Raw genomic sequence first — 24,857 nt, 5'->3', positions numbered from 1 at the left:
GGCTTTCCGCTAGCAGGCAGGTAGCCTCTAATCTACCTGCCGCAGCCGGCCCGGGTTTGATTTACGGCAGCAGCGCGATCTGGGTCAGGCCGGTATTTTCCGCCAGACCGAACATCAGATTCATACACTGCACTGCCTGGCCGGAGGCGCCTTTCACCAGATTGTCCTGCACCACCAGCACGATGACGGTACGGCCATTGCCCGGACGATGCAGGGCCAGACGCAGCATATTGGAGCCGCGGGTGGAGCGGGTTTCCGGATGCGAGCCGAACGGCATCACGTCGACGAATGCGGAATCCTTATACTGTTCTTCGAACAGGGCCTGCAGTTCTTCGTTGCTGATATCGCGGGTCAGGCGGCCGTACAGGGTCGAATGCATGCCGCGTATCATAGGCACCAGATGGGGGGTGAACACCAGTTCCACCGGCGAGCTGCTGAATTTCTGCAGCTGCGCCACGGTTTCCGGCGTGTGACGGTGGCCGGCCACGCCATAGGCTTTAAAGTTGTCGCTGGCTTCCGAGAACAGGGTGCCGATTTCCGCCTTGCGGCCCGCGCCGGACACGCCCGACTTGCAGTCGGCGATCAGGCTGCCCGCGTCGATCACGCCGGCTTTGAGCAGCGGGTAGTAGCCCAGCTGCATGGTGGTCGGGTAGCAACCCGGATTGGCGACCAGACGGGCCTGGCTGATGGCATCGCGGTTCAGTTCGGCCAGACCATAGGCGGCTTCTTCCAGCAACTCGGGGCAGGTATGCTCGATCTTGTACCACTGCTCGAACACGGCGCGGTCCTTGATGCGGAAGTCGGCCGCCAGATCGATCACTTTCACGCCCGCTGCCAGCAGTTCCGGCGCCTGCGCCATGGCCACACCGTGCGGGGTGGCAAAGAACACCACGTCGCACTGGCGCAGATCTGCCTTGTCCGGCGAGGAAAACGCCAGATGCACGCGGCCGCGCAGGGAGGGGAACATGTCAGCCACGGGCAGGCCGTCTTCCTTGCGCGAGGTGATGGCGGTCAGTTGTACATCGGGATGGACGGCCAGCAGGCGCAATAATTCCACTCCGGTATATCCGGTGCCACCGACGATGCCAACTTTGATCATGTTCTTTCCTTGAATGAGGTGTTGCAGAGAATAAGATGCCCATTTTAGCAGGGCATGTGTGACGGCGCAGTGACGCGCAAAGCGACGCGCCAGATGGCAAAAAAGCCGCCCGACACAAGGCCGGCGGCTTTTCTGATGGCGCTCTGCAAGCAGAGCACCAGAGCGTGCAAATTAACGCTTCGAGAATTGTTTTGCGCGACGTGCTTTGCGCAGACCAACTTTTTTACGTTCAACTTCACGTGCATCGCGGGTAACGAAGCCAGCGCGTGCCAGATCACCTTTCAGGCCCGAATCGTAGTCGATCAGAGCGCGGGTGATGCCGTGACGAACTGCACCTGCTTGACCCGACTCACCGCCGCCGTGTACGTTGACTTTGATGTCGAAACGTTCTACGTTGCCGGTCAGTTCCAGCGGTTGACGGATGACCATCAGACCGGTTTCGCGGGAGAAGTATTCAGCAGCTGGTTTGCCGTTGACGATGATTTGGCCAGTGCCAACTTTGATGAACACACGAGCTACTGCACTCTTGCGACGGCCAGTGCCGTAATTGTAGTTACCGATCATGTCAGTTCCTTAGATTTCGAGTGCTTTAGGTTGCTGAGCAGCGTGTGGGTGAGTACCCTCAGCGTACACTTTCAGCTTCTTGATCATTGCGTAGCCCAGTGGGCCTTTAGGCAGCATACCCTTAACGGCCTTCTCCAGAGCACGACCTGGGAAACGCTGTTGCATTTTCAGGAAGTTGGTCTCGTAGATGCCACCTGGGTAGCCCGAGTGACGGTAGTAGGTCTTCTCGGTTGCTTTGGTGCCGGTCACGCGCAGTTTGCCTGCGTTAACGATGACGATGTAGTCACCGGTGTCGACGTGAGGAGTAAATTCTGGCTTGTGTTTGCCGCGCAGTCGGAGTGCCACTTCGCTGGCAACACGTCCGAGGACTTTGTCCGTCGCGTCAATCACGAACCAATCGCGCTGGACTTCATGGCCCTTGGCGGAAAAAGTTTTCATGTTGACTTCCTAATAAGTAAAACACGCTCAAATGGTGGTTCCGCCACAGCTTCAGCGGACTCGGCCTTCTTATTTACTTTCCTGAGCGAATGGAAAGCCGATAAGTATAAACGCTAAATCGGCCGCAAGTCAAGGCTGGCTGCGCTTTCCCGCCCAGTTTGCCGCTTATCGGGCGGCCCGCCAGTGCGGCCGCCTGCCAGCCCTGCCCGAGTCCATTACAATACGGCCAACCTTTACACGCGGAGAGCACGATGGAATGCAAAGTTAGCTGGAATGGCCCTACGGGCATGAGTTTTTTGGCGCAGACCGGTTCTGGCCATCTGGTCAACATGGATGGCGCCCCGGAAGGCGGCGGGCATAATCTGGCACCGCGTCCGATGGAAATGGTGTTGCTCGGCACGGGCGGCTGTTCGGCCTATGACGTGGTGCTGATCCTGAAAAAAGGCCGTGCCGATGTGCGCGGCTGCGACTGCACGCTGAAAGCGGAACGGGCCGACACGGAACCGAAAGTGTTCACCAGCATCCACTTCCACTTCACCGTGACGGGCAAGGACCTGAAACCGGAGGCGGTAGAACGCGCGGTCAAACTGTCGCACGAAAAATACTGCTCGGCGTCCATCATGCTGGCGAAAACCGCCAGCATCACCCACTCCTTCGAGATTATCGAAGCTTGATCTGGATGCGGTTTTTAGACCGGTCCAGATCCGGATAGACAGCTTTAGACCGGTTTAGACCGATCTAGACTACCCAGAAATCAAAGGTAGTAGGCGGTGCTGGTCATGACCTTGCCCATCACTGCCATCACCGCCTGCACGGGTGCCGGCGTGTTGATGGCACCAAGCGCCTGCGCCGCCGCGCCATGCTCGATTTCGTCGATGCGCATCTGGTCCACGATGGCGCGCGAGCGGGCATCCTGCTCCGGCAGTTTTTCCAGATGGCTCATCAGGTGGGCCTCCACCTGCCGCTCCGTTTCCACCACAAAGCCCAGACTGGTGCTGTCGCCGATCACGGCTGCCACCGTGCCCAGCGCATACGCGCCCGCATAGAACAAGGGGTTGAGCACGCTGATATGCGAACCCAGCTCGTCGAGACGCTGGGCGGTCCAGGCCAGATGATCTTCTTCCTCGCGGCCCGCCTGCTCGAACTGGGCGCGGATTTCGTCCGTCTTGGCAAAGCGGCTCTGCGAGTTATACAGCGCCTGCGCGCACACCTCGCCCACATGATTGACCCGCATCAGACCGGCGCTATGGCGGCGCTCGGCGTCGCTCATTTCCGCATCGGGGATGTGCTGGGCCGGCGTGGGACGCGAGGCCGAGGCCACGCCAGTGATCACGCGCAATGCCTTGTCGGCGCCAGAGATGAAACGGTCCAGTGGGGTGTGCTTGTAAGCCATGACAGACTCGAGAATAAGGGAGCGCATATTATACGGCGCTGCCGCGGATTGTCGCTGTGAATGGCCTCCGCCGCGTCACTGTCCGGGCTGTAGCCGCGCCGCCTCTTCAGCGGCCTCGCGCAACTGGCGCTGACGTTCGATGTAGTCGGCCACGGGCCCGCGCACATCAATTTTGGAAATATCTTTTGCCACGCTCAGGTTCAGCCCCAGCAGGAAGGGGATATTCTCCACCGGCACTTCCGTGCAGTACTGGCCAAAAGCACGCAGAAAACGCTGGGATTCCAGAACCGGCACGACTTTTTCGCCACTCATGTACTGCAGGATGCTGGTGATGCTGTGGCCCTTGCCTATGGTGTGATAGATGAAACGATTGAACTGGCGGTCGAGCCGCTTGAAATCCAGCGTCTCCTTGGTCATCAGGCCGGACAGGTAATACAGCCCCAGCGCCACGCGGAAAAAGCCGGTGGATTCGTGCCGGTCCACGCCACAGCGGGTGACGGCCAGTATTTTTTCTTGGAGTTCCGGATTCATGCGCCCATTTTCCCATATTCGCTGCGCTGCGGGTATCAAACGCTACGGCGCTGCATCAGCGTGTGGGTATTTCCACAAGACAAATATTCGCCTGCCGTCCAGTAGGGCTTTTCTGCAGCTTGGCGCAAACTTTTTGCCGACTATCGCATTCAGCGCCCATGTCCTGCACAAGTTCAATACAATGCGGTGTATAGCTAGGAAGAAATAGGGCAATGCCCGCCACAGGAGTCAGCATGGAATTACGTATCAGCAACCTGTCCAAGACCTACGCGAATGGCGTAGTGGCACTGGACAATATCTCGCTGACCATCCCCAGCGGGATGTTCGGCTTGCTTGGCCCCAACGGCGCCGGCAAGTCCACGCTGATGCGCACCCTGGCTACCCTGCAGGAATGCGATTCCGGTGCCGTCTTCCTCGACGATATTGATGTACTTGATGAAAAAGATGCCGTGCGCCGCCTGCTCGGCTACCTGCCGCAGGACTTCGGCCTCTACCCCAAAGTCACGGCCTACGAACTGCTCGACCATCTGGCCGAACTGAAAGGCTTGTCAGGCCGCGGGCGCCGGCGCGAGGTGGTCGACGGACTGCTGCAGCAGACCAATCTGTTCGAAGTGCGGCACCAGCGCCTGGGCGGCTTTTCCGGCGGCATGCGCCAGCGCTTCGGCATCGCCCAGGCCCTGCTGGGCGACCCCAAGCTGATTATTGTCGACGAGCCCACTGCCGGCCTCGACCCGCAGGAAAGGGTACGCTTCCACAACCTGCTGTCCGATATCGGCGAGGACAAGACAGTAATCCTGTCCACCCACATCGTCAGCGACGTGGCCGATCTGTGCGCCAATATGGCCATTATCAACAAAGGCCATCTGCTGCTGTGCGGCCCCACCCAGCAGCTGATCCACGACGTCAGCGACAAGATCTGGGCACGCTTCATCGACAAGCGCGACCTGCCCTCGTTCCAGCTGCGCCATCCGGTGATTTCCTCGCGCCTGCTGTCGGGCCGCACGCTGATCCACGTATATAGCGAAAACGATCCGGGCGACGGCTTCGAGGAAACTCTGGGTGATCTGGAAGATGTGTATTTCGCCACGATTTCCGGCCGCCATCAGGCCGATAGCCAGTGCGCTTGAGGACAGATCATGTTCGCCATCGCCTCCTTTGAAGCGCGCCAGCGCCTCAAGCTGCTTTCCACCTGGGTGTATTTCGCCGGGTTCTTCGCCCTTGCCCTGCTGTGGATGGCAGCGGCCGGCGGCGCGCTAAAACAGGCCAATGTCAGCTTTGGCGGCGTGATGATCGATTCGCCCCGTTCGCTGATGCTGACGGCCAGCTATCTGGGCTCGTTCGGGGTGGTGGTGATCGCTGCCATGATGGGCCGCTCGGTGCAGCAGGATTTCGAGTACGACATGCAGCACTTCTTCTTCAGTGCGCCCATCAGCAAGGCCCAGTACATGTTCGGGCGTTTTCTGGGCGCCTATCTGACGCTGGCGGTGATTTTCACCAGCATCATTCTCGGTGCATGGCTGGGGCGTTACCTGCCCGGCATCGATGCAGAAAAACTAGCCCAGCCCAGCCTGCTGGCCTATCTGATGCCCTATCTGCTGGTGATCCTGCCGAATATCCTGATTTTCGGCGCAGTGTTCTTCATGCTGGCGGCGCTGAGCCGGCGCATGCTGCCGGTCTACATTGCCAGCGTGGTGATGCTGGTCGCCTATCTGGTGGCGCCCGGTCTGGCGCGCGACCTCGACTACAAAACCCTGGCCGCACTGATCGATCCCTTCGGCACCATGGCCGTGGGCCGCGTCACCGAATACTGGCCCATCATCGAGCGCAACACCCGCATGTTCTGGCCCGAGGGCGTGTATCTGGTCAACCGTCTGATGTGGGCCTCGTTTGCCATACTCGGCCTGCTGGCCGGTTACTGGCGCTTCCACTTCATTGCCAGCATCGATACGGGACGCGCGCCCGGCGACAGCGAAGCAGCGCGCCAGCTGAGCAGCACCGCCGAGCAGACCCGCGAGCAACCCGACTTCGCCCGCCGCAGCCTGACGCTGCTGCTGGCCAAGATGAGCTGGATGAACGTGCGCGAAAGCATCAAGAACATCTACTTCCTCGTCATCGTGCTCGCCGGCGTGCTGATGATGTTTGCCAGTTCGCTCGATCTGGGTGCCATGTACGGCACGCCAACCTATCCGGTCACGTATCTGGTGCTGGAATCGATTGCCGAAACCTTTGCCCTGTTCATGTTCATCGTCACCACCTTCTATGCGGGCGAGCTGGTGTGGCGCGAACGCGAAGCGCGCATCAGCCAGATGTTCGATGCCCTGCCTATCCCTGACTGGCTGCCGTTGCTGGCCAAGCTGCTGGCCCTGATCAGCCTGCAGGCCCTGCTGATGCTGGTGGTGATGCTGTGCGGAATGAGCATCCAGATCGCGCAGGGCTATTTCCTGCTCGAACCGGGCCTGTATGCGCACCATCTGTTCCTCGTACTGCTGCCCGGCTATGCCCTGCATGCCGTGCTGGCCATCGCCCTGCAGGTGCTGATCAATCAGCGCTACATGGCCTATTTCGTGATGATCGTGTACTACATCTTCAGCATCGCCGGTGCTGCGCTGGGCATAGACGATCCCATGCTCATCTACGGCAATGCACCGAGCTTCATCTATTCGGCCATGAATGGCTACGGCCACTACCTGACGCGCGAACACTGGTTCCTGCTGTACTGGAGCGGCGCAGCGCTGATGCTGGTACTGCTGTCGCTGCTGTTCTGGTCGCGCGGCACGCCGCATAGCTGGCGCCAGCGGCTGCAGCTGGCGCGCCACGGGCTGACGGCGCCCGTGCTGGGCGGCTTCGCGCTGGGCCTGCTGGTGTTCGGCGGCGCCGGCGGCCTGCTGTATTACAACACCCATGTGGCCAACCGCTATGAATCGAGCTGGCAGAAGGATGCCGACCGCGCTGCCTACGAAACCAAATACCGCCAGTACCTGACGCTGCCCCAAGCCCGCATCATCGACGTCAAACTGGATGTGGCAATCACCCCGGCCCAGCGCACGCTGGTGGTCAAAGGCCGTTACCTGCTGCACAACAAAGGCAGCCAGCCCGTCACCGATGTCATCGTGTATCAGGACAGCAAGGCCAGCAGCTACAACGTGCGCTTCAGCCAGGCTAGCCGTCCCGGCCTGCGCGACAGTCTGCTGGGCTTCTACAGCTACAAGCTGGTGACGCCGCTGGCGCCCGGTGAAAAGCTGGCGATGGACTTCGATCTGGCCTACCAGCCGCAGGGCATACTGGGGCTGGGCGGCGAAACGCCCGTCATCGACAACGGCACCTTCTTCAGCAACGAATTGCTGCCCCACATCGGCTATCAGGCCGCACTGGAACTGCAGGATGCGGGCGACCGCAAGAAGCACGGCCTGCCGGCGCGCGACAAGCTGCCGCCGCGCGACGATGCGGCCGGTCTCGCCAACAACCATGTCAGCAGCGATGCCGACTGGATCAGCTTCGACGCCACCGTCAGCACCAGCGCCGACCAGACCGCGATTGCGCCCGGCACGCTGGTCAAGCAGTGGACCAGCAAGGACCGCCATTATTACCATTACCGGATGGAACAGCCCATGCTCAATCTGTACGCCTTCCAGTCGGCGCGCTATCAGGTCAAGCGCGACTGGTGGCAGGATGTCAGCATCGAGCTGTACTACCACCCCGGCCATAGCTACAACCTCGAACGCATGAACAAGGGCATCAAGGAAGCGCTCGACTACTACACGCGCAATTTCGGCCCCTATCAGAACAAGCTGGTACGCATCGTCGAATTCCCCCGCTACGCCAGCTACGCGCAAGCGCTGCCCAGCACCATCGCCTACTCGGAAGCCATGGGCTTTATTGCCAAGGTCAACGAGCGCAACGCCAAGGATGTGGACTATCCGTTCTACGTCACGGCGCACGAAGTGGCGCACCAGTGGTGGGGCCATCAGCTGGTGGGCGGAAATACCCGCGGCGCGACCGTGCTGAGCGAAACACTGGCCGAATATTCGGCCCTGATGGTGATGAAGAAAAACGTCGGCCCCGAACGCATGCGGCGCTTCCTGCGCTACGACCTTGAACAGTATCTGATGGGCCGTGCCATCGAGCGCAAGAAGGAGCTGCCGCTGGCCGACAATGAAAACCAGAACTACATCCAGTACCGCAAGGGCAGTCTGGCCATGTACCAGTTACAGGAAGCCATAGGCGAGGCGCGCATCAACGCTGCACTGAAAGAGATGCTGGCGCAGTACAACCATCGCGCCGGTCCCTACCCGTCGGTGAGCGTGCTGATCGAGGCGTTGCGCAAGATCACGCCACCCGACTACGCCTATCTGATCGACGATGTGTTCAATCACATCGTGCTGTACGAGAACCACGCCGTGTCGGCCAGCGCGCGCCGCCTGCCGGACGGGCGCTATGAAGTGGCGTTCAGCGTCAGCGCCGCCAAGGTGCAGGCCGACGAACAGGGCGCCGAGACAGACATGCTGCTGCGCGACTGGATAGAAGTCGGCATCGACGACAAGGATGGCAACAGCCTGTACCGCGAGCGCAAGCTGATGACGCACAAGGACAATCTGTACACGGTGATCGTCAACACTCGTCCGGCCAAAGCCGGCATCGATCCCGACAACAAGCTGATCGACCGCAAGCCGCGCGACAATATGATCAACGTGGAAATCCTTGCCCTGTAGGGCGGCGACTGTTGCTGCAGCAGTCGCGGGCCCCGCTCAGGCCTGGGTCTGCAGGGTCGCGACCACGCCGGCATTGACGGAATCGGCAATGGCATTGCCCGCCAGTCCGGGCTGGGCTTTGAGCAGGCTGGCCCAGTTGGCAGCCGCCTGCGCCGACATGCCGCCCAGATTACCCGCGCCCGTATAGATCCCCGACGACGAGGCTGGTGCTGCCAGCTCGTTCAGCACCGCCTGATCGAGCGCATTGCTTGCAATTTGCGCCGTATCGGCCTGACTGCCCGTGGCCGGTATGGTCAGCTCCAGCCCTACCGTACCCGCCTGTTGCAAACTGCTCAACAGTCCGGACGGCGTGTACACCGTGGCCGCAGCCGAACTGCCCAGCGATGCCGCCAGCGCGGAATCGGAGGACAGCGTGATGGCGGTCGATGCCAGATTTCCTGCCCTACCTGATGAGGCGGGCTGAGCAGGGCTGGCCGCAGTCGCAGCCGTGGGCTGTGTGGCCGATGTGGCAACACTGCTGGCAGGGCTATAGGCGTTGATAGACAGGCTCATGATGCTTTCAATATAGCGCGCTCAGGTGGCGACCACAAGTACGGCGCGCTCCCTGCAGGGCGCTATCCGCAAGATGCCCTCTCCCAAAAAAAACGGGACCGCAGCGGGTCCCGTCTGATACTGCGCCAGCACCTTACTCTGCGCTGGCAGTCTTTTTCGTAGCCGTTTTCTTGGCCGGAGCTTTTTTGGCAGCCGGTTTCTTGGCTGGAGCAGCCTTGGCAGGCGCCGCTTTCTTGGCCGGGGCCTTTTTGGCCGGCGCTGCTGCGCTGTCCTCGACGGCCTCGTCAGCAGACCCGGCAGCCGCCGCCTTGCCTTTGGCTGGCGCCTTGGCCTTGCGCTCTTCGAACTCGAAGCTGATCTTGCCATCTTTACCGCGCGTCAGGAAAGCCTTGAACGGACGGCGCGTACGCTGCGAAACAAAACCCGGCAGCAGATCAGTCTTGCCGTCGTTGAGCAGCTTGGCCATCTGCTCGGGCAGGATTTCCTGCTGCAGAATGATACGGCCGCTACGGAAGTCGCAAGTCTTGGGTTTGGCTACGCTGTGTTCGCACACATAGGCCAGCCCCATTTCGTACACGCCACCCTGGCATTTCGGGCAAGCGCCCAGCGGCGTCTGGCCGCTGAAATCGACCGGCTCGCTGTCCTCGGCATCATCGTTCTGGCCGAAGTCGAACTCCAGCTTGAAGTTGCTGATGTCTTCGTCGCGCACGATGCGCAGAATGGCGGCAAACGGACGGCCCATCTTGGAGCGGAAGCCCTGCAGCGGACCAATGGTGCGGTCTTTCAGCAGCTGTTCCACTTCCTCGATTTCGAACTGGCGGCTGCCCGGCGTTTTGCTCATCGAAAAATCGCACTTGGTGCAGGCGAAACGGCGATAGTTTTCCTTCACTACGCTGCCGCAGTTAGGGCAAGGCGTGTGCAGCGTGTGGTAGTCGCCGGGGATGGTGTCGTTGTCGTATTCCTTGGCGCGCTTGACGATGACTTGCGCCATCTGGGCGATTTCGCGCATGAATTCGTCACGCGAGATTTTGCCCTTTTCCATCTGCGACAGCTTGTATTCCCATTCGCCCGTCAGTTCCGGCGCCGTCAGTTCGTTCACGCCCAGACCGCGCAGCAGAGTCATCAGCTGGAACGCTTTGGCGGTCGGCATCAGCTCGCGCCCTTCGCGCAGCAGATAGCGTTCCGTCAGCAAGCCTTCGATGGTGGCAGCGCGCGTCGCTGGCGTGCCCAGACCTTTGCCGGCCATGGCGTCGCGCAGTTCGTCGTCTTCCACCAGTTTGCCGGCGCCTTCCATGGCCGACAGCAGCGTCGCCTCGGTATAGCGTGCCGGCGGTTTGGTCACCAGTCCGTTAGCATGGACCTGATCGGTCAGCACCTGTTCGCCTTTGGCCACCGGCACCAGACTCTTGTTGTTGCCTTCCTTGTCGTCGCTATCGGCTTCCTTGCCGTAGATGGCCAGCCAGCCCGGATTGGTCATCACCTTGCCTTCGGTCTTGAACTGGTGACCGGCAACTTCGGTGTAGCGCGTGGTGACCTGGAACTCGGCGGCCGGGAAGAACACTGCCATGAAGCGGCGCACCACGAGGTCGTACAGCTTCTGCTCGGGTTCGGACAGATTCTTCGGCGCGATGGTGGTCGGGATGATCGCAAAGTGATCGGAAATCTTGGTGTTGTCGAAAATCCGCTTGTTCGGCTTGACCCAGCCCTTGTCCAGTATCTGCTTGGCGAACTGGTGGTAGTTAGGGTTTTCCTTGACCACTTCCAGCGCCTGATTCACGGTCGGCATATAGTCTTCCGGCAGATGACGCGAGTCGGTACGCGGATAGGTCAGCACTTTGTGCTTTTCATACAGGGCCTGTGCCAGACCCAGCGTATTCTTGGCCGAGAAGCCGAAGCGCGAGTTGGCTTCGCGCTGCAGACTGGTCAGATCGAACAGGGCCGGCGCCATCGAGGTGGTGGGCTTGGCTTCTTCCGTCACCTTGCCCTGCTTGCCGCGCACGGCCAGCGCAATGGTGTCGGCGGCGGTTTTGCTCCACAGGCGCTCGGCGCGCTTCTCCGGATCGTTCTCGTCCTTCTTGAATTTGGTATCGAGCCAGCGGCCTTCGTACACACCGGCGGCGCAGACGAATTCGGCGCGCACTTCCCAGAAGTCGCGCGGCACGAATTTCTTGATCTTCTCTTCCCGTTCTACCACGATGGACAGGGTAGGCGTCTGCACCCGGCCTACCGTAGTCAGGTAGAAACCGCCCTCTTTCGAGTTGAACGCGGTCATGGCGCGGGTGCCGTTAATGCCGATCAGCCAGTCGGCCTCGGAACGGCAGCGCGCGGCATCGGCCAGCGGCATCATGTCTTCGTCGCTGCGCAGATGGGCAAAGCCTTCGCGGATAGCGCCCGGCGTCATCGACTGCAGCCACAGCCGCTTGACCGGCTGCTTGGCTTTGGCGTTCTGCGCGATCAGGCGGAAAATCAGCTCCCCTTCGCGCCCCGCGTCGCATGCGTTAATCAGGGTGGTGACATCCTTGCGCTTGATCAGCTTGTTCAGCACCTTGAGCCGCGCTTCCGTCTTGGCGATGGGGTTGAGCGCGAAATACGGCGGTATCATGGGCAGGTGGGCAAAACTCCACTTGCCACGCTTGACATCATGCTCTTCCGGAACGGCAATTTCCAGCAGGTGACCGACGGCGGAGGACAGCACGAACTCGTCGGATTCAAAGTACTCATCGTGCTTGGTAAAGCCGCCCAGCGTCTTCGCGATGTCGTTCGCGACAGATGGCTTCTCGGCGATGATGAGGGTTTTTGTCATATTCTGTATCTCGTTTTTAACACTTTGGGGGTCGGTGCAGCATGCGCATCATACATGGCTAGCCGCGCAGTCTGCACGTTTGCGCGCCTGATGGCAAGAACGGCACAACGATAATTGTCTAAGTGACTTGTCAAAGCGCCAATAATAAGCGCCTTGCGGGCAGCACTGCAAGCAGCTTAAACCAGATTAAGCCTTAGGCAGATTGCAACAATTCAATAAATGCAAGTCTAGTGCAGCAAGCGCGGGGCTTGATCTTCGTCCGAGCCGAACAGGTCGTCAAACATCAGGGCATCTGGCTCTTTACCTTGACTCCAGAGCAACATCAGCACGATCACCTTGAGCTTGGCCAGCGCTATCGGCGTCTCGCCCAGCGACAGCGCCCGCTCGATCACGATCTCGCGTTGCAGCGGCGTCAGCACTTTAGCCGACTCGAGGAACTGGATGAAACCGATGGCCTGACTGCCCAGCGCATCATGTTCTTCATCCACATAGAAACGCGTGCCGGTCGAGGCCGCCGTCAGCGTCTGTTCGACACCGGCCATGGCCGTCAGATCGCCGAGCCACACCAGCGCTTCGGAAATCTCCGTGTCATCGAAGCCTATGGCCGAGAGTTTCTTGGCCAGCGCCACCGGTTCCGGACAAGCATCCGGACGGTAATAGGTTTCGTAGAGGTAGACTAGGATATCGAACATGGCTCTACTCTATCAGCTAAGGCCGCGCGCCGACAAGTCTGGCCGCCTTGTCCTGCACAGCCGCGTGCATCGCCCCCCTGCCAGGCTATTGCCAGACCCGCTGGAACTGACCGCCCGGCAGGCGTTCGATCAGCCCGGCCAGTTCCAGCGCCAGCAACTGCCCCTGCAGTTCGGCCACGGACTGGCCCAGCTGGCTGGCCAGCCCGTCTGCCGTGGCGCTGTGCTGGCCCAGCGCCGCCAGCACGGTATCGACAAAGCCATCGTCGGGCGGGCCGTAACCGGCGGCGGCCCGCTGCAACCGCCCCAGATCGACCAGAATATCATCGGCACTCTCGACCAGCTTGGCGCCATCCTCGCGGATCAGCTGGTGGCAGCCTCTGGCCAGCGTGGCGTGGATGGAGCCGGGGATGGCATACACTTCCCGCCCCTGATCAGCCGCCAGCCGCGCCGTAATCAGCGAACCGGACTTGGCCGCCGCCTCCACCACCAGCACCCCGGCCGCCAGCCCGCTGATCAGCCGGTTGCGGCGCGGGAAGTTATCGCGCAGCGGCGGCGTGCCCAGCGCAAATTCGCTGACCATGCAGCCTTCCACGGCAATGCGCCGCGCCAGTTCCCCATGGCAGGCCGGATAGATGCGGTCCGGCCCCGTGCCTATGCAGGCCACCGTGCTGCCCTGCCCCGCCAGTCCGCCCACGTGGGCCGCCGCATCGATGCCCAGTGCCAGCCCCGAAATAATGGTCAGACCAGCATCGGACAGCGTGTGCGCCATGCGCTGCGCCGTCAGCCGGCCCTGCCCGCTGGCATTGCGCGAACCGACGATGGCCAGCGCCGTCTGCGCCAGCAATTCGCGTCTACCCTGCACATATAACAACAGCGGCGGCGCGGGCAGCTGGGCCAGCAGGGGCGGATAGCCGGGCGCACCAAACAACAGCAGGGCATGGCCGGGCTGCGCCTGCCAGCGCAGCGTGGCCTCGACCAGCCCGGCCAGCGCGGGCGCCGGTGCGGCCAGCAGCGCACTGGCCTGAGCCGGCCGCAGGCAGTCCAGCAACGCCTCGTAGCTGGCCTCAAACAGGGCGGCATAGCTGCCAAAGCGGCGCAGTAGCCGGTGCGCCGTCTGCAGGCCCACGCCATCGACCTGCTGTAAACGCAAACAGCCGGCCAGCGCTTGCGCACTGACCGGCTGTAACTGGCTAGACTCGCATTCCGTGGCTGGCACGGCACACCTCACTCGGGTGATCTGGCGTAGTCGCCCACCTCCACTGGCGCCGACACCTGCATGATCAGGCCATACGACACATGCTTGAACACGCGGAATATAAACAGATTGCCCACTTTCTCGTCAGGCAATCTGACCTGCTGTGTACGCAAGCCCAGCCAGCTTTTCGGTGCGGTCTCGTCGTTCACAGTCTTCCCTGTATGGTATAGCTGCAGCACGGCACCGACATCGAGTCCGTCAAGCTGGCCGCGATTAACGCTGACCACCTGATTCTGACCGGCATGGCTAACCCCGCCATATATCGCCAGCACCCGCGCCGCCACCGGCTGGGCCGGTGCATGGGGCACGAAGTTCTGCATGGGCATGGGCGGTAGCGGGCGCAACTGGTCGCCCTTGCCCATTTCTTCTCTGGCACTCTGGACGGTGAAGGTATGCACATCACTGCCGGGCTGGGCCGCCGCCTGCAGGCTCAGCGTGCCCAAATAAAAGGCTTCGTAGGCGATCACCTGGCCGCTCTGCGGGTCTTTCAGCGGCTTGCCGGGGCGGAAAGCCTGAAACGCCGATGCGCCGTTCAGGCTGCCGCGCACATAGGCTTTGTCGTCCTTGCCGATAAAAACATGGTTATCGGGCGTGGCGACGATGCGCGGCGCGCCGGCCAGTTCGTCGTTTTCGATAATCAGGGGCTGGGTTAGGAAAGGCTCGATCACCTGCGCGGGAATGCTGGGGATGGCATCCTGCCCCACACCGAGCACGCGGGTTTGCGCCTGCAGGCGCTGCGTAACCATGCCACTGCCATCGTCGTTGCTGACGGCCACCGGCTGGCCCAGCCGCAAGCGGCCGGCAGCGCGGTCGAACCAGATGATCTGGCCCGGATAGATCCAGTGCGGATTGGCGATTTCCTCGCGGTTCATGCCCCATACGGTAGGCCAGCACCAGGGCTGGTCGAGGAAGCGGCCGGCAATATCCCACAGGGTGTCGCCTTTGACAACTTTGTGCTGGTCCGGCGCGTCGGCACGGAAGCTGCAGGCCGCTGGCGCCGCAGCAGCGCCTGGCGGCAGCAGTACCGTGCCTGCCAGCGCCAGCGCTGCTGCCAGACCTGTCCACACGCGTGTCCGTGCTAAGCGGGGGCCGACTGTGCTAAAATTTTTCATAGTTGGATCCAGTAAGTGCGCCTGTTTTACCTCTGCTTCGGGCAGCAGGCACACACCGCAAACAGCATCCTGCCGTTACACCATGCAGGCCGCTGAAGTTGCCAAATTGAATCAAATTCTGCCCACAAAACCCTGAACTAGCAAGCGAAACCACTGTGTCTCTGTGTTGCATTTCGGGTCAAAAAACATAGTGCGATGTGCAGTCACTGCAGCCCGCGTTATCAAGGCAATCACATAGTTATCAACTACGACAGCCGTCGTATTACATCGAGAGTTACCTACCCCTTATGGCTATCCTGAATATTCTGCGTTATCCCGATCCCCGTCTGCACAAAGTGGCCCAGCCTGTGACCGTGTTCGACGCGCGTCTGGAAAAACTCGTCGCCGACATGGCCGAAACCATGTACGACGCGCCAGGCGTGGGCCTGGCTGCTTCGCAGGTAGACGTGCACGAACAGCTGGTGGTGATCGACACCAGCGAAACCAAGGATGCACTGCAAGTGTTCATCAATCCGGAAATCCTCTGGGCCAGCGAAGAGCGCGAAGTGTATGACGAAGGCTGCCTGTCGGTACCGGGCATCTACGACGGCGTGGAACGCCCGGCCCGGGTGAAAGTGCGCGCACTGGACGCCAAAGGCCAGCCCTTCGAACTGGAAGCCGATGGCCTGCTGGCCGTCTGCATCCAGCACGAAATGGATCACCTGAAAGGTAAAGTATTCGTCGAATACCTGTCGCCACTCAAGCGTAACCGCATCAAGACCAAGCTGCTCAAGGAAGAACGCGGCATGGAACGCGCTGCCCAGTTGCGCGCACAAGGCCGCCGCTTCTAAGCCGCCGTCCGAGATTACGCTACCGATCAGGAACCCGCATGAAAGTGATTTTCGCCGGCACGCCGGAATTTGCCGCTGTGGCCTTGCAAGCTTTGCACGAGGCCGGTTTTGAAATTCCGCTGGTGCTGACCCAGCCCGACCGTCCGGCCGGGCGCGGCATGCATCTGCAGCCATCCGCCGTCAAGCAGTACGCCGTGGCGCACGGCATGGAAGTGCTGCAGCCGCTGTCGCTGCGCATGGATAGCCCTGATCCGGTACGCGCCGCACAGGCCAGCGCCGCACACGCGCGCCTGCTGGCCACGCCCTACGATGTGATGGTGGTGGCGGCCTACGGCCTGATCCTGCCGCGCAGCACGCTGGACATCAAGCCCTGCCTGAACATCCACGGTTCGCTGCTGCCGCGCTGGCGCGGCGCGGCGCCCATCCACCGCGCCATCGAAGCGGGCGACAAGGCAACCGGCATCACCATCATGCAGATGGAAGAAGGCCTCGATACCGGCCCCATGCTGCTGGTGGAAAGCCTGCCCATCACGGCGCAGGACAGCACCGGCACGCTGCACGATAAACTGGCGGCCATGGGCGGCCAGATGATCGTGCAGGCTTTGCGCCAGCTCCAGCATGGCCAGCTGGAAGCCGTGCCGCAGCCAGCCGAAGGCGTCAATTACGCCGCCAAGATCAGCAAGGAAGAAGCCGCGCTGGACTTCAGCCTGCCGGCGCTGGAACTGGATCGCAAGATCCGCGCCTTCAATCCCTTCCCCGGCGCCCATGCCAGCGTCAACGGTGTCCACATCAAGCTGTGGGGCGCCGAAGTGCTGTCGGCCGATAGCCACGCCGAGCCGGGTCAGGTGCTCGCTGCCGATGCCCAGCACGGCATCGTGGTGGCCTGCGGTCAGGGCACGCTGCGCCTGACTGCGCTGCAGAAACCGGGCGGCAAACGCCTGCCAGCCGCCGAATTCATCAAAGGTTTCCCGCTGGAAGGCCTAAAATTGTCCTGACGCTGGCCGGATAGGGGCCGGCAGCGGGCCTGCGACAACGCGGGGTTTGCTGCGGAGTTGCTCGCGGGCCAGTCATCGCAAACGCGGGGGTGCTCAGCGCGTCCTGAAAATTTATGTTAACGTCCTATGCCAGAGCCCGCTAAAACGCGGGTTCTGTTTTGAATGACATAACATAGACAGGAACATCACCCATGACGCTGATAGACAAACTGAACTGGCGCTACGCCACCAAAAAATACGACGCCTCGAAAAAAGTTGCTGCCGACAAGGTCGAGCGCATCCTCGAAGCGATCCGCCTCGCCCCTACTTCCAGCGGCCTGCAGCCCTTCGAAGTGCTGCTGGTGAGCAATCCGGAAAAACGCGCCCAGATCCAGACCGTGGCATGGAATCAGGCACAGGTAACGGAAGCGTCGCACCTGCTGGTCTTCGCTGCATGGGACAACATCACGGAAGCCCGCATCGATATGATGTTCGACCTGACCAACGAGCAGCGCGGCTTCATCAACGAAGGCTGGGAAGCCTACCGCAAGCAGCTCAAAGGCATCGTAGCCGCCCGTGGCGACCAGGCCAATTTCGACGCAGCGGCCCGTCAGGCCTACATCGCTCTGGGCGTAGCGCTGGTGGCTGCAGCCGAAGAGCAGGTTGATGCCACGCCGATGGAAGGCTTCGACCCTGCTGCTGTCGATGAAATTCTGGGCCTGAAAGAGCGCGGCCTGCGCTCGGTGGTGATCCTGCCGCTGGGCTACCGCGCCCATGACGGCGACTGGCTGGTCAACCTGAAAAAAGTGCGCCGCTCGCGCGAGCATCTGGTGTCCGAAATCGCCTGATGACGGCGCTGCGCCGGCCAGCCGGCCGGCGCCATACCACGGCCTAATCGGCCAGCGGTATCACCCGGTCGTCCGCGCCTGCCACACAGCCGGCAGCAACGGGCGACCAGCCGCGATGGACCACAATCTGATGTTCATCGTGGCACAGCTCCACCCGGCTACTGGCCGGATAGCGCTGCTGCACAAACTGCTCCACCGACTGCGGCAGGCTGACCTGCAAACGCATGGCTGCGCGGGCTTGCGCCGGATGGTCGTCCAGATGCAGCAGCGGCACGAAATGCGCGGCCAGCATCAGCCAGCGCGAGCCCACTTCCACCGGCTGCGGCGCATACGCTGCCTGCGCCAGCCATGTCTGCGCCTGTGCACGCAGGTCGTCCCCCCCGGCCAGAGCGCCCCAGCCAGCGGCCAGCATTTCCATCACCCACTGATTGCAGTTCTGGTAGCGCAGGCTGTACACATAGGCATTCGCGCTATAGCTTGGCGCCAGCAATTGCTGCACCCGTGCCGTATCCAGCAGCGCCGTGCGCAGTGGCGCACTGGCTTCGGCAGGCAGGCGCACCAGCGATACATAGCCGAGCGCCGCATCGTCCGTGCCGAGCACGAAACCGGCTAGTCCCTGATCGAAGATGCGCGGACGGCCTTCATCGCAGGCGTAGTACAGCTGGCGCGCCGACCAGATGCCCTGTTCCGAACGCCAGCCTAGCGCGGCATGGGAATAACGGATAGCGAAACGCGACAGGTCCAGCCCTGAGCGGCTGAGCAGCACGATGCCATCATCGAGCGCCAGCTCTTCGCGCAGCACGGCAGCAAAGCGCAGCAGGCGGTCCTGCTGCGCTGCCGTCAGTGCCAGACTGCGGTCGCAAAATCGGCCCGAGCCCGAGCCCGCACCGGCGCTGCCGCCGCCAGCAGTGCCGCCATCATGATGATCACTGGCCGCAGCGCAGCGGTAAGGTAATGCTGCCGCTAGCGCCAGCAGCAGCGCCAGCGCCGCTGCCCGCCTGCCCATCAGAGACTGACAGGACGGCTAGCCAGCTCGCCGTACCACGCGTCGGCCAGCACCAGATAGAAAGGCTGGCGGGTATCGGCGCGGCCGAATTCGATGCCATACACGCGGTTCTGCGCATACATGCTGTCGCCCTGCGCCAGTTGCTGGGCCGCGAAAGTGGTTTGCGGCAGATCCAGCACCACCTGCTGCTGCGCCTGCTCACCCTGCAGCGTCAGACGGGTGCGCCCCACCTGGCCGGGCGTGGCGGCGATATCGATGATGCGGTAATGACCGTCGGCTACCTTGCGCTGGTTGCCGCCCGAGCTATTGCTGGAACTGCTCAGCGAATCGGACACGCTGCCGCTGGAAGCGGAGCTGGCACTGGAAGCCGAGGAGGCCAGACTGTCGGCACTGGCCGAAACGGAAACAAGCGCGCAGGCCAGCACGGCACCGCGCCACATGGACAGGAGATTCATTGCAAGGTCCTAGATTGTGCAAGAGCATCAGTATAGCCTCAGCCGGTGTAGGGCTGATAGCTGAAACCGTTGCCGATCACGCCGATCAGGGCCGCCTGATTCTCCGGACTTTCGCTGAATTCCGCCAGCACCTGCGCACGGCTGACGGCATTGCGATCCAGTACGCCGAGCCAGAAGGCATAGCCGCCCGCATCGGCCGCACGGTGCAGCACGTTCTGGTAGATATGCGTAAGCAGATCGGCATTGCTGGGCTGGGCGCCATACAGAGTGACAAATTCGGCCGACTGGATGAACGCGGCGGCTACATCGACCAGCGCATAGCCCTTGTCCATCACGCTAATCCAGAAACCCAGTCCGGCGGCATCGGGCGTGCGGTCGAACGCCGCCTGATAGATGCGGTAGGCTTTGCCCGCCGTGCCGCCGATGTCGAGCGCCACCGCTACGTCGCTGAACTGCAGGCGTTCGATATTGAGCAACTGGTCGACGCCTTCTGCCCCGCTGCTATCGCTGACGCTGTAGCCAGCGCCGCTCTTGCTGATGCTGTACTGGCTGCGCGCACCGCTGTAGCTGGCCACATCCAGCCCGGCGCCACCATCGAGCGTATCGTTGCCGGCCCCACCCTGCAGCACGTCGTTGCCGGCGCTACCGCCAAGAGTATTGGCGGCGCTGTCGCCCAGCAGCATGCGGCTGCCGTCGCCAAAGACCAGTATCTCCACATTGCTCAGCGTGGCAAAACCCGACTGGCCATCCTTCGCTTCCACCTGTACCGTGCCGTAGCTGCTGCTGATCCGGTAGTCGCTCATGCGGCCGCTGAACAGCACCGTGTCCTGTCCCTTGCCGCCGTCGATCACATCGTTGCCGCCATTACCCTGCAGCAGATTATCGCGCTCGTTACCGATCAACACATCGTCGTAGCGCGTGCCTATGGCCTGTTCGATCCAGCTATCGCTGGCGATGGCCAGATTGTTCACGGCAGCGACACCAGCCGGCGTCAGGCCTATGCTGGACAGGCTGCCCGGCACCAGACTGATCTGCGCACCCAGCGTGGCGGCCGAGGCATCGATGCTGTCGCTGCCGCCATCATCGACCAGCGTGATCTCGCCGCCGGCATTGGCGCCGAACTGGTAATGGTCGTCGCCGGCCGCATGCGCCGTGCTGCCATACAGATAGCGCAGTGCCAGCACATCGTACAGCCCCCAGCCACTGCGGAACAGGCCGTCGCCCGCCCCCTGCGCGGCCATCACCGACCACTGCTTATTGTTATAGGCCGCCATCACCACGCTGGTCCAGGCATCGCCGGCGTCGCTGTTGGTCGGGTGGCGCAGGCCCAGCGCATGCCCCAGCTCGTGCAGCAGCGCCGCATAGCCCTCGCTGCCGCTGGCCAGACTGGCCATGGACTCCACATCCATCCACACATCGCCCGCCAGATCGCCCGCCCCGCTCTGATTGGGCAGCCAGGCCACGCCTTCCGTACTGGCCTGCTGGCTGACGCCGAAGCGGATCTGGCCGTGGCTGGCGCTGCTATCACTGACTTCGGTAAAACTGATGCCGCACAGGGCACTGGTGTCGGCCAGTAACTGGCGCACCACGGCCTGTTCGGCCGGCGAAAATGCGCGGAAGCCGCTGGCGCCCACCCCGCTGGCAGGCGCCGTAGTAACGAAGCTGTAGCTGACGCTGACCGCCGTACCCGCTGCCGTGCCGGCATTCCAGCGCAGGCTGTCGCCCGCCACGATGGCTTGCTGGGCGATCTGCTGGGCGGTGATGAAATCGGTCAGCAGCTGGCGCGGCTGGTCCCAGTCCAGCGCGATGCGTTCGATGTTGCTGAGATCGAGACGGAAGCTGGCGTCCTGCGGCGCCGTGATGACGGCATGGGTGCCGTCGAGCGAGACGTCGATGCGCAGATCGGCCAGCGTGGCCACGTGGCCATACACCCACGGCAGGATCACCGTATCCTGACCGCCGCGGCCATCGATCACATCCTGCCCGCCGCCGGGCGAAAACAGATTATCGGCAGCGCTGCCGTAGAGCCGGTCGTTATTGCCGCCACTGTGTACATCATCGACATTGATCAGCTTATCCGTGCCGCCGTAACCATCCTGCGCCGTGCCTGCGGCCAGATCGACCACCACGCCGCTGGGCGCATCCCAGTAGCGCACGGCCAGCTTGTCCCAGATGGTGCCGGGCAGTTTTTCCACCGTGTCGTTGCCGGGACCGGGATTGACACTGCCCCGGTACATGCGGATGATGTCGTCCCCTGCCAGACCGAAATAATCGATCCAGTCATTGATGCCCAGCTTCTGCTGATCATACAGATCTGCGCCAGCGCTGCCATTGACGTCCATGTTGACCTTTCTGCCTCCGTTGAATGCGGCCTTCAGCCGCGCAGGAAAGCCAGTTTATGTGTGCTGAAATTGGCCAGCGTAGGAAACACCGAAGACAGTGCAGCATCCGGCAGGCCCATCCACTGCATCAGCGTGGCCGCCACCTGTTCGGTACTGGTAGTGGGCACCATGCGGCCGCCGCCGCCGGGGTCGCCATCGTCGGGCCCGCCCAGTTTCAGCGTGGGGAACTGGCCTATCACCTGCCCGCCAGCCACGGCGCCACCCGCCACAAACCAGTGGTTGCCCCAGGCATGATCGGAACCGGCGCCCGAAGCGGGCCGCAGCGTGCGGCCAAAATCCGTCATCATCAGGGTAGTGACGTCGAGGTCTATGCCCGCTGCACGATTGGCCTGATCGAACGCTTCCACTGCCTTGGCCACCACGGCCAGCTGGGCATCCTGGGTGCGGGGCGCCGTGCCGCGCTGGTCGAAATGGGTATCGAAGCCGCCCCAGCTCACCAGAAACACCTGACGCCGGTAACCCATGGATTTAAATACCGGCATGGCCGATGCCAGCGCCCGCAAATTGCTGGCCAGATCATCGGAGCCAAAGCTGGCTGCCGGCGCTTTGGCCTGCGCCAGCACTTTCACTAGCAAAGTGGCATCGTCCACGCTGGCGCCGAAGTTGCGCGCAAAGCCAGTTTCGTAATCATTGCCGAACTGCCAGCGCGCCATGGTATTGAGGGTCTGCGTCCAGGCCGACTGCGGCTGGGCCAGATCGGCCCGCCCCCAGTACTGGGTACCACCTGAAGTCATCAGCGACACCCCCGAGTTTCGGCCCAGCACCAGCGTGCGGTCCTGATTCATGGTCATCGCGCGCAGCGGGTTGAACAGCGTGGCGGGCAGCAGTTCCAGCCCGCGGCCACCCCAGCCGCTGGCGTCGGCATCGCCGCCCCAGCCCTGCTGTATGGCCGTCTGGTCGCTATGCGACATCAGGAACGGCGGCAGCGGCACGGCATTATTGATCACCTGTTCCGCCGTGGACGGAACGATCAGCGGGCCCGCATTGGCGATCCACGCCAGCCGCTGCTGGTTGTACAGCCTGGCCAGCGGCGCCAGTGCCGGATGCAGCGCGAAAGTATGACCGGCGCTGCTGCCACTGAGCGCCGCCAGCGAGTCCTTGGGCAAGGCCAGCACCGGACGCGCGGCAGCATAGTCGCTATAGGCGCCATCGGTAGGAATCAGGGTGTTGTTGCCGTCATTGCCGCCGTTCAGATACAGGCACACCAGCGCCTTGTAGTCGCTGCCGGCCGCATGGCCCAGCCCCAGACCGCCAAGCATGCCAGCGCCGCCCAGCAGGGTGCCGGCGCGCAGAAAATCGCGTCGTTTCATCGTATGGCTCCGAAATAGGGACTGGCCAGTGCAAACTGGATCATGGTCAGCGCGCCTTCTTCGCCGCTGGCCCAGCTTTCCGCTTGCATCAGCAGCGCCATCTTGCTGCGCAAGGTAGGCGGCATCGCGCCGCGGAACCAGCGCTGGCTGACCCAGTCGAGGAAGCCGCCCGGATCGTTTTGCAGCAGCGCGGCCGGAGTGGCCAGATCGCAGCCGCTGCTGGCGCGGTTGGACGCGCTGGCCGGATTGTTGCTATCGAGTAGATGCCAGTTCAGATTGCCGAAGCGGTTGTTCATCTCCATCGTACCGACGATCTTCTGCTCCGGTGCCAGCAGATTGCTGCCCGGTACCCGGTCGGTGGCCTGATAGAACGAGAACACGCTGGCCGGCGCATTCGGCGGCTGGCCCGGCGGCGATACCACCCACTGTGTGCTGCCATTGGTGCTGTACATGGGCGCACTGCAAGCTAGCCCGCGCATCAGGGCACTGAGCCACTGCACCGGCTCGCGGAACTTGCCGAACTGGCGGCTTTGCTGGCCCGGCACATCGCCGGCGCGCGCCTCCGGATCGAGCAGAATGGCTTTCACCACGGCGCGCAGGTCGCCGGCCACACCCTTGCCATTGTTGCGGAACACAGCGCTGATGCGGCTCAGGTAGGCGGGTGTAGGATTGCTGGTGACCAGATGCTGGATCAGACGCAGGCTGACGAACGGCGCCACGTTGGGGTGCTGCATCAGCAGCGCGATCACCGCATCCAGTTCAGTATCGGGGCTCATGCCGGCGGCCAGCGGCATGCCCATTACCACCTTGGCCGTGCTGTCATGGAAAAATGCCTGCGGCTCCGGCGTCATGCGCTGGTCGAAATCGGCCATCTTGCCGTTAGGGTCGGTATCCCACGGATTGCGCCAGCCTGTCAGGGCGCGCGCCAGTGCTTCCACATCTTTCTGGGTATAGCTTTCCCTGGGCTTGCCGCCGGCATCGCGGATCACGCTGCCGTCGCTATTGAGCTGCACTACACCGATGGAAAACAGCTGCATCAGCTCGCGTGCATAATTCTCGTTCGGCGTGCAGCCTAGACATTCGGGCGAAGGCGGACGGTTGGTCTCGTTGTTCAGATACCAGCCCATCATGGGCTGCACGGTGACTTCGCGCAGCAGCTGGCCATAGGTGCCGAAGGCATTGTTAATCAGCATGTTGTAGTACTGTAGCTGGCCATTGGGCTGGCCCTGCGCCACGGGAATGTACTGGAACAGCGCCCATGCCACGCGCTGGCGCAGCTGGTCCGGCGCCGTTAGTGCGCGGCGCCAGAACTGGTCCACCGGGACATTGCCGGCGCGGTTGCTGGCGACTTCGTTATTACCATCGAAATAGCGTACCCAGCTTGGTGATACGGCCGTGCTGGCAGGCAGGGCGAACTGGGCATCTATCCATGCCGCCAGCCCTTTTTGCGACAGTTCCGCCACCAGTGCCGGGGTGGCGCCGAAGCTGACCTGCTCGGCCGCCCGCGCCGCCGCGTAATACGTCATCTGCGCACCGGCCACCGGTTTTACCTGGCCGGCCGAAGGGGCAGGCGGCGCCGACGCCTGCGGCGAGCAAGCCAGTAACAGCGGCGTCAGCCCAGCCCAGGCCAGCGTCTGACGCAAGCGATGCCAACCATCCATCATCACCACCCTCATGGTTTAAGAATGCAGGGAAGCTGCTGCGCCTACGGTACGCGCAGGCCCACATACAACATAAGTCCGATTGCAAATAGTTGCAATATTTACATAACAAATATTCTATCAGTTGAAGTTTTCCGTTGCCTTGAAGCATCACTATCATTTCACAAGCAGAGCCCGCTGTCAGCAAGCCATCAGCCCGATCGCGCCATTTTGTTGCTGTTTC

The 24,857-nt window shown here is 62.1% G+C and carries 21 protein-coding genes; 6 read left to right on the top strand and 15 right to left on the bottom strand.

Features of this window, described 5'->3' with window-relative positions; all coding sequences use genetic code 11:
• Nucleotides 1–61 precede the first annotated feature (61 nt).
• The 3 genes from argC to rplM form a co-directional block, all read right to left on the bottom strand.
• Complete coding sequence (argC, locus tag GTP27_RS05960; protein ID WP_161038272.1) at nucleotides 62–1,099, bottom strand: N-acetyl-gamma-glutamyl-phosphate reductase; 1,038 nt, start codon at nucleotides 1,097–1,099, stop codon at nucleotides 62–64.
• Nucleotides 1,100–1,270: 171 nt separating this feature from the next.
• Nucleotides 1,271–1,663, bottom strand: a complete 393-nt coding sequence (gene rpsI, locus GTP27_RS05955) for a 30S ribosomal protein S9 (RefSeq protein WP_154382826.1) — start codon at nucleotides 1,661–1,663, stop codon at nucleotides 1,271–1,273.
• Between the two features lie 9 nt (nucleotides 1,664–1,672).
• The gene (gene rplM / locus GTP27_RS05950; protein ID WP_155434244.1) at nucleotides 1,673–2,101 is read right to left on the bottom strand and encodes a 50S ribosomal protein L13; all 429 of its coding nucleotides are present in this window, start codon (nucleotides 2,099–2,101) and stop codon (nucleotides 1,673–1,675) included.
• A gap of 251 nt (nucleotides 2,102–2,352) precedes the next feature.
• Here rplM and GTP27_RS05945 point away from each other — a divergent pair, with 251 nt between their 5' ends.
• Nucleotides 2,353–2,775, top strand: coding sequence for an OsmC family protein (locus tag GTP27_RS05945; protein WP_161038271.1), 423 nt, complete (start codon nucleotides 2,353–2,355; stop codon nucleotides 2,773–2,775).
• An 80-nt stretch (nucleotides 2,776–2,855) separates the two neighbouring features.
• Here the strand turns inward: GTP27_RS05945 and coq7 are convergent, their stop codons facing one another.
• Together coq7 and GTP27_RS05935 are read right to left on the bottom strand one after the other, a co-directional pair.
• Nucleotides 2,856–3,494: a 2-polyprenyl-3-methyl-6-methoxy-1,4-benzoquinone monooxygenase gene (coq7, locus tag GTP27_RS05940; protein ID WP_161038270.1), complete on the bottom strand. Its 639-nt coding sequence runs from the start codon at nucleotides 3,492–3,494 to the stop codon at nucleotides 2,856–2,858.
• 75 nt (nucleotides 3,495–3,569) lie between these two features.
• The gene (locus GTP27_RS05935; RefSeq protein ID WP_161038269.1) at nucleotides 3,570–4,025 is read right to left on the bottom strand and encodes a hypothetical protein; all 456 of its coding nucleotides are present in this window, start codon (nucleotides 4,023–4,025) and stop codon (nucleotides 3,570–3,572) included.
• A gap of 233 nt (nucleotides 4,026–4,258) precedes the next feature.
• Between GTP27_RS05935 and GTP27_RS05930 the strand changes: the two genes are divergently transcribed.
• Complete coding sequence (locus tag GTP27_RS05930) at nucleotides 4,259–5,152, top strand: ABC transporter ATP-binding protein (protein ID WP_161038268.1); 894 nt, start codon at nucleotides 4,259–4,261, stop codon at nucleotides 5,150–5,152.
• Between the two features lie 9 nt (nucleotides 5,153–5,161).
• Nucleotides 5,162–8,734 carry a M1 family aminopeptidase gene (locus GTP27_RS05925; RefSeq protein WP_161038267.1) on the top strand — a complete coding sequence of 1,191 codons (3,573 nt, stop codon included), beginning with the start codon at nucleotides 5,162–5,164 and terminating at the stop codon, nucleotides 8,732–8,734.
• A gap of 36 nt (nucleotides 8,735–8,770) precedes the next feature.
• On the opposite strand, the gene GTP27_RS05920 is transcribed toward GTP27_RS05925, so the two are convergent.
• The 5 genes from GTP27_RS05920 to GTP27_RS05900 form a co-directional block, all read right to left on the bottom strand.
• A complete protein-coding gene (locus GTP27_RS05920) occupies nucleotides 8,771–9,286 on the bottom strand; it encodes a hypothetical protein (protein ID WP_161038266.1) in 516 nt (171 codons plus the stop codon).
• 133 nt (nucleotides 9,287–9,419) lie between these two features.
• Nucleotides 9,420–12,089, bottom strand: a complete 2,670-nt coding sequence (locus GTP27_RS05915; RefSeq protein WP_161038265.1) for a DNA topoisomerase III — start codon at nucleotides 12,087–12,089, stop codon at nucleotides 9,420–9,422.
• 227 nt (nucleotides 12,090–12,316) lie between these two features.
• Nucleotides 12,317–12,781, bottom strand: a complete 465-nt coding sequence (locus GTP27_RS05910) for a Smg family protein (RefSeq protein WP_161038264.1) — start codon at nucleotides 12,779–12,781, stop codon at nucleotides 12,317–12,319.
• 85 nt (nucleotides 12,782–12,866) lie between these two features.
• Nucleotides 12,867–13,997 (bottom strand): DNA-processing protein DprA, encoded by a 1,131-nt coding sequence (gene dprA, locus GTP27_RS05905; RefSeq protein WP_371865888.1) that lies wholly within the window; start codon nucleotides 13,995–13,997, stop codon nucleotides 12,867–12,869.
• A gap of 8 nt (nucleotides 13,998–14,005) precedes the next feature.
• Nucleotides 14,006–15,148, bottom strand: a complete 1,143-nt coding sequence (locus GTP27_RS05900) for a LysM peptidoglycan-binding domain-containing protein (RefSeq protein WP_161038263.1) — start codon at nucleotides 15,146–15,148, stop codon at nucleotides 14,006–14,008.
• Between the two features lie 287 nt (nucleotides 15,149–15,435).
• Here GTP27_RS05900 and def point away from each other — a divergent pair, with 287 nt between their 5' ends.
• The 3 genes from def (at nucleotide 15,436) to GTP27_RS05885 (ending at nucleotide 17,800) form a co-directional block, all read left to right on the top strand.
• Entirely contained in the window at nucleotides 15,436–15,978 is a 543-nt protein-coding gene (gene def / locus GTP27_RS05895) for a peptide deformylase (protein ID WP_161038262.1), read from the top strand.
• Between the two features lie 38 nt (nucleotides 15,979–16,016).
• Nucleotides 16,017–16,973 (top strand): methionyl-tRNA formyltransferase, encoded by a 957-nt coding sequence (gene fmt, locus GTP27_RS05890; protein WP_161038261.1) that lies wholly within the window; start codon nucleotides 16,017–16,019, stop codon nucleotides 16,971–16,973.
• 191 nt (nucleotides 16,974–17,164) lie between these two features.
• Nucleotides 17,165–17,800, top strand: a complete 636-nt coding sequence (locus GTP27_RS05885) for a nitroreductase family protein (RefSeq protein WP_161038260.1) — start codon at nucleotides 17,165–17,167, stop codon at nucleotides 17,798–17,800.
• Between the two features lie 43 nt (nucleotides 17,801–17,843).
• Here GTP27_RS05885 and GTP27_RS05880 read toward each other — a convergent pair whose 3' ends face one another.
• Genes GTP27_RS05880 through GTP27_RS05860 form a run of 5 tightly spaced genes read right to left on the bottom strand, consistent with a single transcriptional unit; the run spans nucleotide 17,844 to nucleotide 24,637 of the window.
• Entirely contained in the window at nucleotides 17,844–18,806 is a 963-nt protein-coding gene (locus GTP27_RS05880) for a DUF2145 domain-containing protein (RefSeq protein WP_161038259.1), read from the bottom strand.
• Nucleotides 18,806–19,261 carry a hypothetical protein gene (locus GTP27_RS05875; RefSeq protein WP_161038258.1) on the bottom strand — a complete coding sequence of 152 codons (456 nt, stop codon included), beginning with the start codon at nucleotides 19,259–19,261 and terminating at the stop codon, nucleotides 18,806–18,808. The genes GTP27_RS05880 and GTP27_RS05875 overlap by 1 nt, the downstream gene beginning before the upstream one ends.
• Nucleotides 19,262–19,299: 38 nt before the next feature.
• Nucleotides 19,300–21,603 carry a DUF4214 domain-containing protein gene (locus GTP27_RS05870; RefSeq protein ID WP_161038257.1) on the bottom strand — a complete coding sequence of 768 codons (2,304 nt, stop codon included), beginning with the start codon at nucleotides 21,601–21,603 and terminating at the stop codon, nucleotides 19,300–19,302.
• Between the two features lie 32 nt (nucleotides 21,604–21,635).
• Nucleotides 21,636–22,973, bottom strand: coding sequence for a DUF1501 domain-containing protein (locus tag GTP27_RS05865; RefSeq protein WP_161038256.1), 1,338 nt, complete (start codon nucleotides 22,971–22,973; stop codon nucleotides 21,636–21,638).
• Entirely contained in the window at nucleotides 22,970–24,637 is a 1,668-nt protein-coding gene (locus GTP27_RS05860) for a DUF1800 domain-containing protein (RefSeq protein ID WP_161038255.1), read from the bottom strand. Before GTP27_RS05860 ends, GTP27_RS05865 begins: the two co-directional genes overlap by 4 nt.
• Nucleotides 24,638–24,857: the final 220 nt, after the last annotated feature.

Source organism: Duganella qianjiadongensis, assembly GCF_009857915.1.
GTDB lineage: Bacteria > Pseudomonadota > Gammaproteobacteria > Burkholderiales > Burkholderiaceae_D > Rugamonas > Rugamonas qianjiadongensis.
This window is presented reverse-complemented; position numbering and strand designations above follow the sequence as displayed.

Excerpts from the sequence above, each read along its gene's own strand:
- argC (WP_161038272.1), bottom strand. The coding sequence starts at position 1,099 with ATGATCAAAGTTGGCATCGTCGGTGGCACCGGATATACCGGAGTGGAA.
- rpsI (WP_154382826.1), bottom strand. The coding sequence starts at position 1,663 with ATGATCGGTAACTACAATTACGGCACTGGCCGTCGCAAGAGTGCAGTA.
- rplM (WP_155434244.1), bottom strand. The coding sequence starts at position 2,101 with ATGAAAACTTTTTCCGCCAAGGGCCATGAAGTCCAGCGCGATTGGTTC.
- GTP27_RS05945 (WP_161038271.1), top strand. The coding sequence starts at position 2,353 with ATGGAATGCAAAGTTAGCTGGAATGGCCCTACGGGCATGAGTTTTTTG.
- coq7 (WP_161038270.1), bottom strand. The coding sequence starts at position 3,494 with ATGGCTTACAAGCACACCCCACTGGACCGTTTCATCTCTGGCGCCGAC.
- GTP27_RS05935 (WP_161038269.1), bottom strand. The coding sequence starts at position 4,025 with ATGAATCCGGAACTCCAAGAAAAAATACTGGCCGTCACCCGCTGTGGC.
- GTP27_RS05930 (WP_161038268.1), top strand. The coding sequence starts at position 4,259 with ATGGAATTACGTATCAGCAACCTGTCCAAGACCTACGCGAATGGCGTA.
- GTP27_RS05925 (WP_161038267.1), top strand. The coding sequence starts at position 5,162 with ATGTTCGCCATCGCCTCCTTTGAAGCGCGCCAGCGCCTCAAGCTGCTT.
- GTP27_RS05920 (WP_161038266.1), bottom strand. The coding sequence starts at position 9,286 with ATGAGCCTGTCTATCAACGCCTATAGCCCTGCCAGCAGTGTTGCCACA.
- GTP27_RS05915 (WP_161038265.1), bottom strand. The coding sequence starts at position 12,089 with ATGACAAAAACCCTCATCATCGCCGAGAAGCCATCTGTCGCGAACGAC.
- GTP27_RS05910 (WP_161038264.1), bottom strand. The coding sequence starts at position 12,781 with ATGTTCGATATCCTAGTCTACCTCTACGAAACCTATTACCGTCCGGAT.
- GTP27_RS05900 (WP_161038263.1), bottom strand. The coding sequence starts at position 15,148 with ATGAAAAATTTTAGCACAGTCGGCCCCCGCTTAGCACGGACACGCGTG.
- def (WP_161038262.1), top strand. The coding sequence starts at position 15,436 with ATGGCTATCCTGAATATTCTGCGTTATCCCGATCCCCGTCTGCACAAA.
- fmt (WP_161038261.1), top strand. The coding sequence starts at position 16,017 with ATGAAAGTGATTTTCGCCGGCACGCCGGAATTTGCCGCTGTGGCCTTG.
- GTP27_RS05885 (WP_161038260.1), top strand. The coding sequence starts at position 17,165 with ATGACGCTGATAGACAAACTGAACTGGCGCTACGCCACCAAAAAATAC.
- GTP27_RS05880 (WP_161038259.1), bottom strand. The coding sequence starts at position 18,806 with ATGGGCAGGCGGGCAGCGGCGCTGGCGCTGCTGCTGGCGCTAGCGGCA.
- GTP27_RS05875 (WP_161038258.1), bottom strand. The coding sequence starts at position 19,261 with ATGAATCTCCTGTCCATGTGGCGCGGTGCCGTGCTGGCCTGCGCGCTT.
- GTP27_RS05870 (WP_161038257.1), bottom strand. The coding sequence starts at position 21,603 with ATGGACGTCAATGGCAGCGCTGGCGCAGATCTGTATGATCAGCAGAAG.
- GTP27_RS05865 (WP_161038256.1), bottom strand. The coding sequence starts at position 22,973 with ATGAAACGACGCGATTTTCTGCGCGCCGGCACCCTGCTGGGCGGCGCT.
- GTP27_RS05860 (WP_161038255.1), bottom strand. The coding sequence starts at position 24,637 with ATGATGGATGGTTGGCATCGCTTGCGTCAGACGCTGGCCTGGGCTGGG.